Source organism: Streptomyces sp. MMBL 11-1 (genome assembly GCF_028622875.1).
In the GTDB taxonomy this organism is placed as follows: Bacteria; Actinomycetota; Actinomycetes; order Streptomycetales; family Streptomycetaceae; genus Streptomyces.
This window is the reverse complement of record NZ_CP117709.1, coordinates 3,145,492-3,158,133: the sequence shown is the minus strand read 5'-3', so window position 1 is coordinate 3,158,133 and position 12,642 is coordinate 3,145,492. Positions and strand designations below refer to the sequence as shown.

Annotated in this window: 10 protein-coding genes; 9 read left to right on the top strand and 1 reads right to left on the bottom strand. The window is 69.1% G+C overall.

The window, feature by feature from the left end; all coding sequences use genetic code 11:
- Positions 1 to 14 precede the first annotated feature (14 nt).
- Together fxlM and PSQ21_RS13545 are read left to right on the top strand one after the other, a co-directional pair.
- Positions 15 to 2,093, top strand: a complete 2,079-nt coding sequence (fxlM, locus tag PSQ21_RS13550) for a methyltransferase, FxLD system (RefSeq protein ID WP_274030759.1) — start codon at positions 15 to 17, stop codon at positions 2,091 to 2,093.
- A gap of 88 nt (positions 2,094 to 2,181) precedes the next feature.
- On the top strand, positions 2,182 to 3,300 hold the full coding sequence (locus PSQ21_RS13545) for a hypothetical protein (RefSeq protein ID WP_274030758.1): 1,119 nt from the start codon (positions 2,182 to 2,184) through the stop codon (positions 3,298 to 3,300).
- Positions 3,301 to 3,408: 108 nt separating this feature from the next.
- On the opposite strand, the gene PSQ21_RS13540 is transcribed toward PSQ21_RS13545, so the two are convergent.
- Entirely contained in the window at positions 3,409 to 3,993 is a 585-nt protein-coding gene (locus PSQ21_RS13540; RefSeq protein WP_073746161.1) for a hypothetical protein, read from the bottom strand.
- A gap of 380 nt (positions 3,994 to 4,373) precedes the next feature.
- Between PSQ21_RS13540 and hemL the strand changes: the two genes are divergently transcribed.
- From hemL to ccsB, 7 genes are all read left to right on the top strand, one after another.
- On the top strand, positions 4,374 to 5,597 hold the full coding sequence (gene hemL, locus PSQ21_RS13535) for a glutamate-1-semialdehyde 2,1-aminomutase (RefSeq protein ID WP_399029137.1): 1,224 nt from the start codon (positions 4,374 to 4,376) through the stop codon (positions 5,595 to 5,597).
- Positions 5,594 to 6,382, top strand: a complete 789-nt coding sequence (locus tag PSQ21_RS13530; RefSeq protein WP_274030757.1) for a histidine phosphatase family protein — start codon at positions 5,594 to 5,596, stop codon at positions 6,380 to 6,382. The genes hemL and PSQ21_RS13530 overlap by 4 nt, the downstream gene beginning before the upstream one ends.
- Positions 6,383 to 6,879: 497 nt before the next feature.
- Positions 6,880 to 8,166 carry a hypothetical protein gene (locus tag PSQ21_RS13525; RefSeq protein WP_274030756.1) on the top strand — a complete coding sequence of 429 codons (1,287 nt, stop codon included), beginning with the start codon at positions 6,880 to 6,882 and terminating at the stop codon, positions 8,164 to 8,166.
- A gap of 67 nt (positions 8,167 to 8,233) precedes the next feature.
- Positions 8,234 to 8,836 (top strand): TlpA family protein disulfide reductase, encoded by a 603-nt coding sequence (locus tag PSQ21_RS13520; protein ID WP_274030755.1) that lies wholly within the window; start codon positions 8,234 to 8,236, stop codon positions 8,834 to 8,836.
- A 4-nt stretch (positions 8,837 to 8,840) separates the two neighbouring features.
- On the top strand, positions 8,841 to 9,623 hold the full coding sequence (locus tag PSQ21_RS13515) for a cytochrome c biogenesis CcdA family protein (RefSeq protein WP_397990302.1): 783 nt from the start codon (positions 8,841 to 8,843) through the stop codon (positions 9,621 to 9,623).
- A gap of 4 nt (positions 9,624 to 9,627) precedes the next feature.
- Positions 9,628 to 11,475 carry a cytochrome c biogenesis protein ResB gene (gene resB / locus PSQ21_RS13510; protein ID WP_274030754.1) on the top strand — a complete coding sequence of 616 codons (1,848 nt, stop codon included), beginning with the start codon at positions 9,628 to 9,630 and terminating at the stop codon, positions 11,473 to 11,475.
- Entirely contained in the window at positions 11,472 to 12,566 is a 1,095-nt protein-coding gene (ccsB, locus tag PSQ21_RS13505; protein ID WP_274030753.1) for a c-type cytochrome biogenesis protein CcsB, read from the top strand. Before resB ends, ccsB begins: the two co-directional genes overlap by 4 nt.
- Positions 12,567 to 12,642 lie beyond the last annotated feature (76 nt).

Here is a 12,642-nt window from a genome sequence, read left to right as displayed (position 1 = left end):
ACCGAAGGACCTCGATGCCCCCTGACTGGCAGCAGCACAACATCACCTTCATCGACCGCGAGAGCGCCCGGCACACCATCGACGAACGCCTCGGGCCCGCCCTGATCACAGCCGAGACCGCGGGGCAGCTCACCGGCTGGTGGTTCATGAACAAGCAGCCCTGGCCGCTGCGGTACCTCGCCGACGAGCCCTCCCCGATCATTGAGTCGCTGTTGAGCGATCTCGTGGGTGACGGGGCGGTCGTGTCATGGCTGCCCGCTGTCTACGAACCCGAGTCCGAGGCATTTGGCGGCCCGGACGCCATGGACACCGCCCATGGACTGTTCCACAGCGACTCCCGCCACCTGCTCACCTACCAGCCGAGCCCGGACCACCTGGGGCGCAGGGAGACTACGGTCCTGCTGGCGAGCGCCATGATGCGCGGCGCCGGACTCGACTGGTTCGAGCAGGGCGACGTATGGGCGAAGGCCGCTACCCTCCGGCCGGTCACCAGCGCTCTGTCACATGCACGAGTCGCCGAACTGATCCCGTTCGTACGGAAGCTCATGAGCGCTGATGCCCACGGCCTGTCCCTCCGGGACGGCCCACTCCATGGGTACGGAGCATGGGTGTCCGCTTTCGAGAGGGCGGGGGACACCCTCGCTGGCCTCGACAAAAGGGGTGCTCTCACACGCGGCCTGCGAGCCGTCATCACCCACCACATCATCTTCCACGCCAACCGCGCCGGTCTTCTCAGGGACGACCAGAGCACTCTGTACAACATCGCACGAGAGGCAGTCATGGGAACGAGTGACCACACCGCGTCGCCGACCGGGCCGACGACCAACGCCGATAGCGTGAAGAGGGTGGGCACCGACATGGTCACCACCCCGACGTCCGATGCCGAGCGCCTCCGTAACGTCCTGGTGGACCAGCTCCGCGCTGACGGAAACGCCCGGACTCCCGCCGTGGAGAGCGCGTTGCGGACCGTGCCCCGTCATGTTTTCGTGCCCGATGTGCCGCTCGAAGACGCATACGCCAACGCGCCGGTGCACATCAAGTACGACACCGACGGCAGCTCGATCTCCTGCGCCTCCCAGCCAGGCGTGGTCGCCCTCATGCTGGACCAGCTCGACGCCCGGCAAGGCGAGCGCGTCCTCGAACTTGGCGCAGGCACCGGTTACAACGCCGGTCTGCTCGCCCATCTGGTCGGTGAGAGTGGGCACGTCACCACGCTCGATGTCGACGACGACCTCGTAGAGGGCGCCCGTGCGCATCTGTCCGCCGCCGGAACCACCAACGTTGAGGCGGTCACCCGAGACGGGGCCCTCGGCTACGCGGAAGGCGCGCCGTACGACCGAATCATTGCCACCGTGGGCGCGCACGGCGTGCCGCACGCCTGGTTGCAGCAGCTTGCTCCCGGGGGCCGACTTCTCGTCCCGCAGCGCCTCAAGGGCACGGTGTCCCGCTCCATCGCCTATGAGCAGCGCGATGGCCGGTGGATGTCCCTCGGTAGCGAGATGAACACCTTCATGCCGCTCAGGCGGGGCATCGCCGACGACGACCGCCGGGTCATCCCGCTCAGCACGGACGGAACCGTACGGCTCCAGGCCCCCGCCGGGCAGACAATCGACGCCGAGGCCCTCGACGGCGTCCTGCACGAGCCGCGCACCGAGGAGTGGACGGGCATGACCGTCCGCGCCATGGAGTCGCCGGAGTGGATGGAACTGTTCCTCACCTGCTCCCTTCCCTCCGGCCTGATCCGGATGCTCTTTCCGCAAGCCGCCAAGGGCACTTTGCTCACCGAGGACCCCTACCCCTCCTCGACCGCAACCGTCGACAAAGGCGCCGTCACCTACCTCGCACGGCGTCTGTCGGAGAAGAAGACCTCCGAGGGCGGCAAGCTGTGGGAGTTCGGGGTCATCGGCCACGGCCCCGGCAGCGATGAACTGGCCGCAAGGGTCGCTGCGGCCATCCGCGCGTGGGACCTGGAGTACCGAGGCCGTGAAGCCACGTTCGAGATCCAGCCTCTCGACGCCCCCTCGATCGAGCAGCGAGCCGGCCTCTTCGCGCTTGACACCCCGCTGAACCGCATCATCGTCGACTGGAGTTGACACCCCACGCGTAGTGGGCGGTGGCCGCCGGCGTGCGACCGGCGGCCACCGTGGCCGTACCCGTCTTCACACATACCTGGGGGAGTCCATGGACCCGCACGGATCCACAGCTCAGCGCTTTCCGCTCGTCGCCCGATTCCGGCCCGCCTGCCTTCCCCTGCCGAAGCGCGTGCGCGCGCTCGTCGACCTGGCCGACACCGCGATGGTGGAGACCGATCAGGGGGTGGCGTCCTCCGTCTACAACCAGACCGCGCTCATTGCCTCCGATCTCGGCCTTCCCGACCTCGCGCGCGAGATGTGCCGCGAGCACGCCGCCGCGTATCTCCATGCCTGCCCCCTGCCTGCAATGAGCGCGATTCGCGGCTTGGAGCCCGTCGTCAATCTCGCCCGCCTCCAGATCCGTGGCGGTCACGCCGATGCGGGTCGTCAGCGGCTGCTCGACCTGTACGCGGCTGTCGAGGCGGGCACACCAGCCAGATTTGGAGGCGTTGCGATTCCGGCGGACCTCACCGCCACAGACAAGGACCGCCATGAAGTCGTGGCGTGGCTGTGGCGTGTGCTGCTCGCCGATGGGACGCGCGCTCTTACTGCCGAGGGACGCTGGTCCGAGGCCCTGGCGCACATGGAGACCCATCGAGGTGTGGGCAGGCGAATGCTCGATGGGCGTCAAGTAGCGGTACTCGCCTCGCTCGCTGCGAAAGACACGGCACACGCCGCGACGCTCCTCGCCGCTACGGTGCCCGGCGAGCCGTGGGAGCAGACGGTCACAGCATGCCTGACCGCCCAGTGGCGCCGCGACGCGGGACGACCAGCCGGCGTTCACCTGGCGGACTTGGCAGACGCCTACCTTGAGCGGAAGGCCGAGCCGGGGATGACCGTCTTCGATATCCGGCTGGGCCTGACCGTCCTCGACATGGTCGGGTCCCCCGATCTTCCGACCGCGTACCGCATCGCCGAGGACTTGCACCGGAGGGCGACGGAGGCCGAGGACGGCTACGCGGCACGTGAGAACTTGGCGAACTCTCTGTTCATCGAGCTTGCTACGAACCGGCAGGAGCAGGACTGCCGCACCCTGGTGCGGGCTTGCGCCCTCGGGGCAGAGGCCCTCCCGGACCAGATGCAAGGAGCGCTGTCAGCAGCTCTGCGTGCTGCCGACAGCGTCATCCGGAAGAGTCTCGTGCCATCAACGACTCTGTCCCCGCGGTGAGCGCGAAGCCTGGACGGTGGCTGCCACGTGGGGCGAGGGGACGGAGCGCTGTGCTGAGCTGCAGGAGCGGGGCCCGGAAGCCCCGCCCGAATCCGGGGAAACCCCAGGTCACGGCCACACCAGGCAGTACGCCTGATGCCCCGCGTCGTGCAGGCGGTGGGAGAAGTCCTGCCACTCGTGGAGCAGTTGGTAGACGTTGAAGGCGTCGCGCGGGCCGCCGCGGTCGGGGACCGTGGACCAGATGAAGGCCGCCGCGCCGACGGACTCCTCACCGACGCCGCGCAGCGGGTCGACGACGGTCATCGGGAGCTTGACCACCGCGTAGTCGGGGTGGAGAACGACAAGTTCGAGCGGGGGGACCTTGTGCAGGGGTATGCCCTGGATTCCGGTCAGGACCATGGCGGCCACGGTCTCCGGCTTGATCTTGGTGAACATGCCGCCCATGCCCAGCTCGTCACCGCCGAGCTCCTCCGGGCGCATCGAGATGGGCACGCGTGCGGCGGTGGCGCCGTCCGGGGCGCCGAAGTATTTGTACGTCACCCCCATCCCGCCCCCGCTCCTGGTCCCGGGGGGCGGCGTGCTGTCCGCGCCCCTGCTCTGGGCGCGCTCGGCCCTGCGCCGGTGCCGCCCTCGCCGGGCAGGCTCGGGCCCCAGGTCGTCGGTCCCTTCGCCCACTCCGCCACCGCGATGCATATCTCATCCACCCGACTACTTCTTAGGAGACACAGCCCCCGCCGCGCAACCCGATCATCGTGTCAGTGACCTCCCCCGCGGGCGTGCGGTGAAACACCTGTCCGCAAAGACCGCGCGTGCCTCTGACACCATGGCATGTGTGAGCTTTCCCTATGTCGGCCCAGTTTCGCAGACGCGAGGGGACTGACGCTCTTTCGTGATACGAGGGGAGCGCGCTCCCTGCTCACCGGTGGCCGAGATTCATAGGCATTTCCCGGCCCGGCCTCCCGATACCCGAATCGCAGATCAGGACCAAAGTGGCGTATTCATACGAAGCCCCAGTTTCGCAGTCGCTGTTCGACCGGGCGTCCCTCGTGACGCCCGGCGGCGTGAACTCTCCCGTGCGTGCCTTCCGGGCCGTGGGCGGTACGCCCCGGTTCATGGTGTCCGGCACCGGTCCGTACCTCACCGACGCCGACGGCCGCGAGTACGTCGACCTCGTGTGCTCGTGGGGGCCGATGATTCTCGGCCACTCTCACCCCGAGGTCATCGCCGCAGTCCAGGAGGCGGTCTCCCGGGGCACCTCCTTCGGTACGCCGGGGGAGGGCGAGGTCGCGCTCGCCGAGGAAATCGTGGCGCGGATCGACCCCGTCGAGCAGGTGCGCCTGGTCTCCTCCGGCACCGAGGCGACCATGTCGGCGATCCGGCTGGCCCGCGGTTTCACGGGCCGGGCCAAGGTCGTGAAGTTCGCCGGCTGCTACCACGGGCACGTGGACGCGCTGCTCGCCGCCGCCGGGTCGGGCGTGGCCACCTTCGGGCTGCCCGACACGCCGGGGGTCACGGGCGCCACGGCCGGGGACACCGTCGTGCTGCCGTACAACGACCTGGACGCGGTGCGCGCCGCATTCGCCGCGCACCCGGGTGAGATCGCCTGCGTGATCACCGAGGCCTCGCCCGGCAACATGGGCGTCGTCCCGCCGGCGGAGGGCTTCAACGCCGGGCTCAAGGAGCTGTGCGCGGCGAACGGCGCGCTGTACATCTCCGACGAGGTCATGACGGGCTTCCGTACGTCGAAGGCCGGCTGGTACGGCGTCGACGGCGTCCGGCCCGACCTGATGACCTTCGGCAAGGTGATGGGCGGCGGCTTCCCCGCCGCGGCCTTCGGCGGTCGCGGCGACGTGATGGCGCACCTGGCCCCGGCCGGCCCGGTCTACCAGGCGGGCACCCTCTCCGGGAACCCGGTCGCCACCGCCGCCGGGCTCGCCCAGTTGCGGCTGCTGGACGACGCGGCGTACGCGAAGATCGACGCGGTCTCCGCCGAGCTGCGCTCCCTGGTGGGCGACGCGCTCACCAAGGCGGGCGTCGCGCACACCGTGTCCGCCGCGAGCAACATGTTCTCCGTCTTCTTCACCGACGAGCCCGTCCGCGACTACGACGACGCCAAGAAGCAGGACGTCTTCCGCTTCACCGCGTTCTTCCACGCGATGCTGGAGCAGGGCGTCTACCTGCCGCCCTCGGCGTTCGAGTCCTGGTTCGTCTCCACGGCCCACGACGAGCGGGCGGTCGAGCGCATCGCCGCCGCCCTGCCCGCCGCCGCCCGCGCCGCGGCGGAGGCCACCGCATGAGCGACATCACGAACGGCGACGTCACGAACGGCGAGAACGGTGAGAACGGCGAGAACGGCGAGGACGCGAGAGGCATCGCGAGCCGCGGCCACGTGAACCGCGACGAGCAGCTGACCGTGGTGCACGTGGTCCGGCACGGCGAGGTGCACAACCCGGACGGCGTGCTCTACGGGCGCCGCCCCGGCTACCACCTCTCCGACCTGGGCCGGCAGATGGCCGACCGGGTCGCCGGGCATCTGGAGAAGCGCGACATCACCCATGTCGTCGCCTCCCCCCTGGAGCGTGCCCAGGAGACGGCCGCGCCTGTCGCCAAGGCGCACGGCCTGGACCTCGCCACCGACGTCCGGCTGATCGAGGCGGCCAACGTCTTCGAGGGCAAGACCTTCGGCGTCGGCGACGGCGCGCTGCGCAAGCCGGACAACTGGAAGCACCTCACCAATCCGTTCAAGCCGTCCTGGGGCGAGCCGTACATCGAGCAGGTCGTCCGGATGATGGGCGCGCTCGACGCCGCCCGGGACGCGGCGCGCGGGCACGAGGCGGTCTGCGTCAGCCACCAGCTGCCGATCTGGATCCTGCGCTCCTTCGTCGAGCGCCGCAGGCTGTGGCACGACCCGCGCAAGCGGCAGTGCACGCTGGCCTCACTGACGAGCTTCACCTACCGGGGTGACCGGATCGTCTCGGTCGGCTATTCGGAGCCGGCCCGGGATCTGGTGCCCGTGCACCTGCTGGCCGGCGCCAAGCCGGTGAAGGGGAAGCCGGGGCAGTCCAAGGCGTTCGGCGCGTAGCCGAAGGCAAAGCCGCAGCCGCAGCCTCCGTAAGGCGAGCGGGCAAGCGGACATGCGGGATATGCGGTATCTGCGGGACATACGGATCCCCGGGACATGACGGGACCGGTCGCCTGAGCAACGGGCGGCCGGTCCCGTCCCCGTTTCGTCCCCTTCCCCCGCCCGGTACGCGGCTTCACCCACACCGTCCACCGTGAGGCGCAGCCGGGCGCGCCTCCGCGTCCGCGCATGAGTTCGACTTTCCAGGGAAGCCGCCGCCTGTCGGCCCACGGGAGAACTGCGGACGGCCACCCCTGCGTCCCCCCATCAGAGCTGCCCGCAAGGGTGTACGGGTGTCGTACGGGCGTCGCGTCATGATCGGCCGGACGGTTGGACGGTCGGCAAGGTGAAGCGTGAAGAAAGTCCCCAAATGCACGGAACCGACGTGTTACGCGCCTCATCTAACCCTTCAGCAGTTTGTATGGGCATGAGATAAAACGACCGCAGATGGGGACGGTATGCGCGACATGAATCGAAGGGGCCTGCTCGGGGCGGGGCTCGGCGCCGCGGCCGCGATCGGACTCGCCGGCTGTGGCGCCTCGGGCTCCTCCGGCGACGGAGGGTCCGGCCCGGGCGGCAAGGGCGACACCGGCGGCAACGGCAACGGCAACGGCAACGGCAGCGGCAACGGCAGCGGCAGCGGAAACAGCGCGCCGAAGAGCAAGGTCCGGCTGATCGGTGACGGTTCGACCGCCGACACCGGCAAACAGCCCAACCAGCCCCAGGCGCCCGTCCCGCTGGAACCCGGCCAGAAGCCGCCGCAGTTCGTGATCTTTTCCTGGGACGGCGCGGGCGAGGTCGGCAACGGGCTCTTCCCGCGCTTTCTCGAACTGGCCAAGGAACACGACGCGGCCATGACGTTCTTCCTCTCCGGGATCTATCTGCTGCCCGAGTCGAAGAAATCCCTCTACCGCCCGCCGAACAACCGCCGCGGCGCCTCCGACATCGGCTATCTCACCGACGATCACGTCAAGGACACGCTGACGTACGTGCGTCAGGCGTGGCTGGACGGCCACGAGATCGGCACCCACTTCAACGGGCATTTCTGCGGCGGTTCCGGATCCGTGGAGCGCTGGACGCCCGCCCAATGGCACAGCGAGATCAATCAGGCTGTGTCGTTCGTCACGGAATGGCGGACGAACACCGGCTGGGAGAACGAGGACCCGCTGCCGTTCGACTACCGCAAGGAACTGATCGGCGGCCGTACCCCCTGCCTGCTCGGCCAGGACAATCTCCTGCCGACCGCCCGCAAGCTGGGCTGGCGCTACGACGCCAGCTCGCCCGGCGGCCGTCAGATCTGGCCCGTGAAGCGCGGCGGCGTCTGGGATCTGCCGCTGCAGGCGATGCCGTTCCCCGGGCACTCCTTCGAGGTGCTCTCGATGGACTACAACATCCTCGCCAATCAGTCGAAGAATTCGACGAAGGGCATGCCCTCGCGTTATCCGGGCTGGCGCACGCAGGCCACCGGGGCGTATCTCGCCGGTTTCCGGCGCGCGTACGAGTCGAATCGTGCGCCGTTCTTCATCGGCAACCACTTCGAGGAGTGGAACGGCGGCATCTATATGGACGCCGTGGAAGAAGTGATCAAGAAGGTGGCGGACAAGGACGACGTGCGTCTCGTCTCGTTCCGGCAGTACGTCGACTGGCTCGACGTCCAGGATCCCGCCGTGCTTGCCAAGCTCCGGACGCTGGACGTCGGACAGGCGCCCGCCGGCGGTTGGAACTCCTTCTTTAAACAGGCTTGACAAGGGGCTTTACGGGCACCGAGGGGGGCGCGGGGGAACCCGGAAACTGCCATGCGAAACTTTTCACATGAGCTTTGGCCGCGCATCCCGACGCCGCTTCACCCTGCTCGCCGCCACCGCAGTGGCCGGTGCCCTGACGCTGTCCGCGTGTGGTGACGGCAACACGACCGGAGGCGGGGGCAACACCAACTTCGTCACCGGCAGCGGCGGTATCTCCACCGTCGCCAAGGGCGACCGGGTGGCGGCGCCGAAGCTCGACGGCAACGGTCTGGACGGCAAGCCGCTCGACCTCGCGGACTACCGGGGCAAGGTCGTCGTGCTCAACGTCTGGGGCTCCTGGTGCGGTCCCTGCCGCCTGGAGGCGAAGTACTTCGCGAAGGTCTCGAAGGAGACGGCGGACCAGGGCGTCCAGTTCCTCGGGATAAACACCCGTGACGCCCAGCGTGACGCCGCGATCAACTTCGAGAAGGACTACGGGGTCGAGTACCCGAGCTTCTACGACCCGATCGGCAAGCTCATCCTCCGCTTCCCCAAGGGCACCCTGAACCCGCAGGCCATCCCGTCCACCGTGGTCATCGACCGGGACGGGAAGATCGCGGCCCGCACGCTCCAGGCGCTCGACGCGGACGAGCTGCGCGAGATGATCGACCCGATCATCGCGGAGAAGTGATCCGGTGACCACGCTCGCCGCCCACCACGGGGCCGTCACGCTGGCCGCGTACAACGAGACCGTCATGAGCGGGACCCTTCTGCTGTCCCTGCCCATCGCCCTGCTGGCCGGCCTCATCTCGTTCTTCTCCCCGTGCGTGCTGCCCCTCGTGCCCGGCTATCTGAGTTACGTCACCGGGGTCAGCGGCACCGACCTCGCCGAGGCGCGCCGTGGCCGCGTCGTGGCGGGCGCCATCCTCTTCGTGCTCGGCTTCACCGCCGTCTTCGTCTCGGGCGGGGCCCTCTTCGGCTACTTCGGCCGGGAGCTCCAGGTACACGCCGAGCTGTTCAACAGAATCCTCGGCGTCCTGATGATCCTCATGGGGGTCTTCTTCATGGGGCTCCTGCCGGGGGTGACGCAGCGCGAGTTCCGGTTCCACAAGCGGCCGGTGACCGGTCTGGCCGGCGCACCGCTGCTGGGCGCGCTCTTCGGGATCGGCTGGACCCCCTGTATCGGTCCGACCTTCGCCGCCGTGAGCACGCTCGCGTTCACCGAGGGCACCGCCGGACGCGGCGCGATACTGACCGTCGCGTACTGTCTCGGTCTCGGTGTCCCGTTCGTCCTCGCCGCGGTCGCCTTCCGCAAGGCGCTCGGCGCGTTCGGCTGGGTCAAACGCCACTACGCATGGGTGATGCGGATCGGCGGCGGCATGATGATCGTGACCGGAATCCTGCTGCTGACCGGTGTGTGGGCCACGCTGATGCAGCACATGCAGAGCTGGTCCAGCGGCTTCGTTGTAGGGATCTGAGTTCATGAGCAAGTCGAACGGCACGGAGACGCGGCAGCGCGAGGACGAGCGCGCCCAGGGCTCCGCCCACGGCGCGGCGGGCGAACGGCTCTCCACCGCGCCCCGCGAGGAGCGCGCCGACACCGGGGCGGGCGTACCCGCGATGAGCGTGATCGGCTGGGCGCGCTGGTTCTGGCGTCAGCTCACCTCGATGCGGGTGGCCCTGATCCTGCTCTTCCTGCTCTCCCTCGGCGCGATCCCGGGGTCGCTGATCCCGCAGACCAGCGTCGACGACATGAAGGTGCAGGCCTTCAAGGACCAGCACACCACCCTGACCCCGATCTACGAGAAGCTCCAGCTCTTCGACGTCTACAGCTCGGTGTGGTTCTCCGCGATCTACATCCTGCTGTTCGTCTCGCTCATCGGCTGCATCGTGCCGCGCACCGGCCAGTTCGTCGGCCAGCTGCGCAGCCGCCCGCCGGGCGCGCCGAAGCGGCTGACCCGGCTGCCCGCGTACACCACCTGGCGCACGGAGGCCGAGCCCGAGGAGGTCCGCGAGGCGGCCCTCGCGGTCCTGCGCAAGCGGCGCTTCCGGGCGCACGAGACGGGCGACGCGGTCGCCGCCGAGAAGGGCTACCTCCGCGAGGCCGGGAACCTGGTCTTCCACATCGCCCTGATCGTGATGCTGGTGGCCTTCGCCTCCGGGGAGCTCTTCAAGTCCGAGGGCGGCAAGCTGATCGTCGAGGGCGACGGCTTCTCCAACACGCTCACCCAGTACGACGACTTCAAGTCCGGCTCGCTCTACGACTCCGACTCGCTGGCCCCGTTCAGCTTCGTGCTCGACGAGTTCGTCGGTACGTACGAGAAGAGCGGCCCCCAGCGCGGCACCCCGCGGACCTTCGAGGCCCGGGTGACGTACACCGAGGGGGCCGAGGGCGCGGAGCGCAAGGACGTCATCAAGGTCAACGAGCCGCTCGTCGTGGACGGCACCAAGATCTATCTGATCGCCCACGGCTACGCCCCCGTGGTCACCGTCCGGGACGGCAGGGGGAAGGTCGTCTCGCGGTCCGCGGTCCCGCTGCTGCCGATCGACAACAACATCACCTCGTCCGGCGCCATCAAGGTGATGGACGGCTACAAGGACAAGAACGGCAAGAAGACCCAGCTGGGATTCAAGGCCTTCTTCGTGCCGACCTTCGCCGGCGAGGGCAAGGGCCAGATGTTCTCGCAGTTCCCCGCCCTGGACTTCCCCGTACTGGCGCTCAGCGCCTACCACGGCTCCCTCGGCGTCGACTCCGGGCTGGCGCAGAACGTCTACCAGCTCGACACGTCCAAGATGAAGGAGTTCAAGGGCGAGGACGGCGAGCTCCTCAAGAAGATGATGATGCCGGGCGAGAAGCTGGACCTGCCCGACGGCGGCGGATCCATCACCTTCGACGGCGTCGAGGAGTGGGCCAGCTTCCAGATCTCGCAGCAGCCCGGCAACGGCTGGGCGCTCGGCGGATCCGTCGCCGCCATCGCCGGCCTCGCCGGCTCGCTCTTCATCCAGCGCCGCCGCGTGTGGGTGCGGGCGGTCCGGGGCGCCGACGGCGTCACGGTCGTGGAGATGGCGGGCCTGGGCCGTAGCGAGTCCGCGAGGCTCCCCGAGGAGCTGGGCGACCTGTCGGCCGCCGTGGTCGCCACCGCCCCCGTCGCCGCGGAGGCCCCGGACACACCGAAGGAGCCGGAGACACCGAAGGCTCCGGACACACCGAAGGATCCGGACACGACGGACGGGCCCGGCACGACCGACGCCACGACCGATGCCACGAACGAGGCCGGGAGCCGGCCCGTACATCCTGCCGAAGCACCTGTCGAAGGGGCTGAGAAGTGAATCTCGCCGCCGCAACCAACGAGACTCTGGCGAACACCAGCAATGTGCTGATCTATTCGTCGATGGCCGTCTACACCCTGGCCTTCTTCGCGCATATCGCGGAGTGGGTCCTCGGCAGCCGCAGCAAGGTCGGCCGCACGGCCGCCGCGCTGTCCGCCCCCGGAGCCGGTGCTCCCGTCTCCGCCGCCTCCGCCGCCACCGCGGGGAAGGCACGGGCCGGCGGCACGGCCGTGCTGGACCGCCCCGAGGTCATCACCCGCTCCGCCACCGGGACGCGCGACGTGCCCGACGGCCCGGGCGCGGCCGGCGGCACGTTCAAGGGCGACCTGTGGGGCCGGATCGCGGTCTCGCTGACCGTGGTGGCGTTCCTCGTCGAGGCGAGCGGCGTCGCCACCCGCGCCCTGTCGGTGCAGCGGGCCCCCTGGGCCAACATGTACGAGTTCTCCATCACCTTCTCCACGGTGGCGGTCGGCTCCTACCTGGTGCTGCTCGCCCTGAAGAAGAACGTCCGCTGGATCGGCCTTCCGCTGGTCACCACCGTCCTGCTGGACCTCGGCATCGCGGTCACGACGCTCTACACCGACAGCGACCAGCTGGTGCCCGCCCTGCACTCGTACTGGCTGTGGATCCACGTCTCGACCGCGATCATCTGCGGCGCCGTCTTCTACCTCGGCGCGGTCGGCACGGTCCTCTACCTCTTCCGCGACAGCTACGAGACCAAGCTCGCCTCCGGCGGCACGCCCGGGAAGTTCGCCTCCTCGGTCATGGAGCGGCTGCCCTCGGCGTCCTCGCTGGACAAGTTCTCGTACCGGGTCAACGCGGCCGTCTTCCCGCTGTGGACGTTCACGATCATCGCCGGCGCGATCTGGGCGGGCGACGCCTGGGGCCGGTACTGGGGCTGGGACCCCAAGGAGGTCTGGTCCTTCATCACCTGGGTCGCCTACGCCGCCTATCTGCACGCCCGTGCCACCGCCGGCTGGAAGGGCCGCAAGGCCGCCTACCTGGCGCTCGTCGCCTTCGCCTGCTGGCTGTTCAACTACTACGGCGTGAACATCTTCGTCTCCGGCCTGCACTCCTACGCGGGGGTGTGAGACCGCGTCACGCGGCCTACCGCACACGGCACGGACACAGAACGCCCCGGACGGTTCTCCGTCCGGGGCGTCCTCG

Bases quoted from the DNA above. Each gene is read 5' to 3' on its own strand.
- PSQ21_RS13540 (WP_073746161.1), bottom strand. From the start codon at position 3,993: ATGCATCGCGGTGGCGGAGTGGGCGAAGGGACCGACGACCTGGGGCCC.
- PSQ21_RS13530 (WP_274030757.1), top strand. From the start codon at position 5,594: ATGAGCGACATCACGAACGGCGACGTCACGAACGGCGAGAACGGTGAG.
- PSQ21_RS13520 (WP_274030755.1), top strand. From the start codon at position 8,234: ATGAGCTTTGGCCGCGCATCCCGACGCCGCTTCACCCTGCTCGCCGCC.
- fxlM (WP_274030759.1), top strand. From the start codon at position 15: ATGCCCCCTGACTGGCAGCAGCACAACATCACCTTCATCGACCGCGAG.
- resB (WP_274030754.1), top strand. From the start codon at position 9,628: ATGAGCAAGTCGAACGGCACGGAGACGCGGCAGCGCGAGGACGAGCGC.
- PSQ21_RS13545 (WP_274030758.1), top strand. From the start codon at position 2,182: ATGGACCCGCACGGATCCACAGCTCAGCGCTTTCCGCTCGTCGCCCGA.
- PSQ21_RS13525 (WP_274030756.1), top strand. From the start codon at position 6,880: ATGCGCGACATGAATCGAAGGGGCCTGCTCGGGGCGGGGCTCGGCGCC.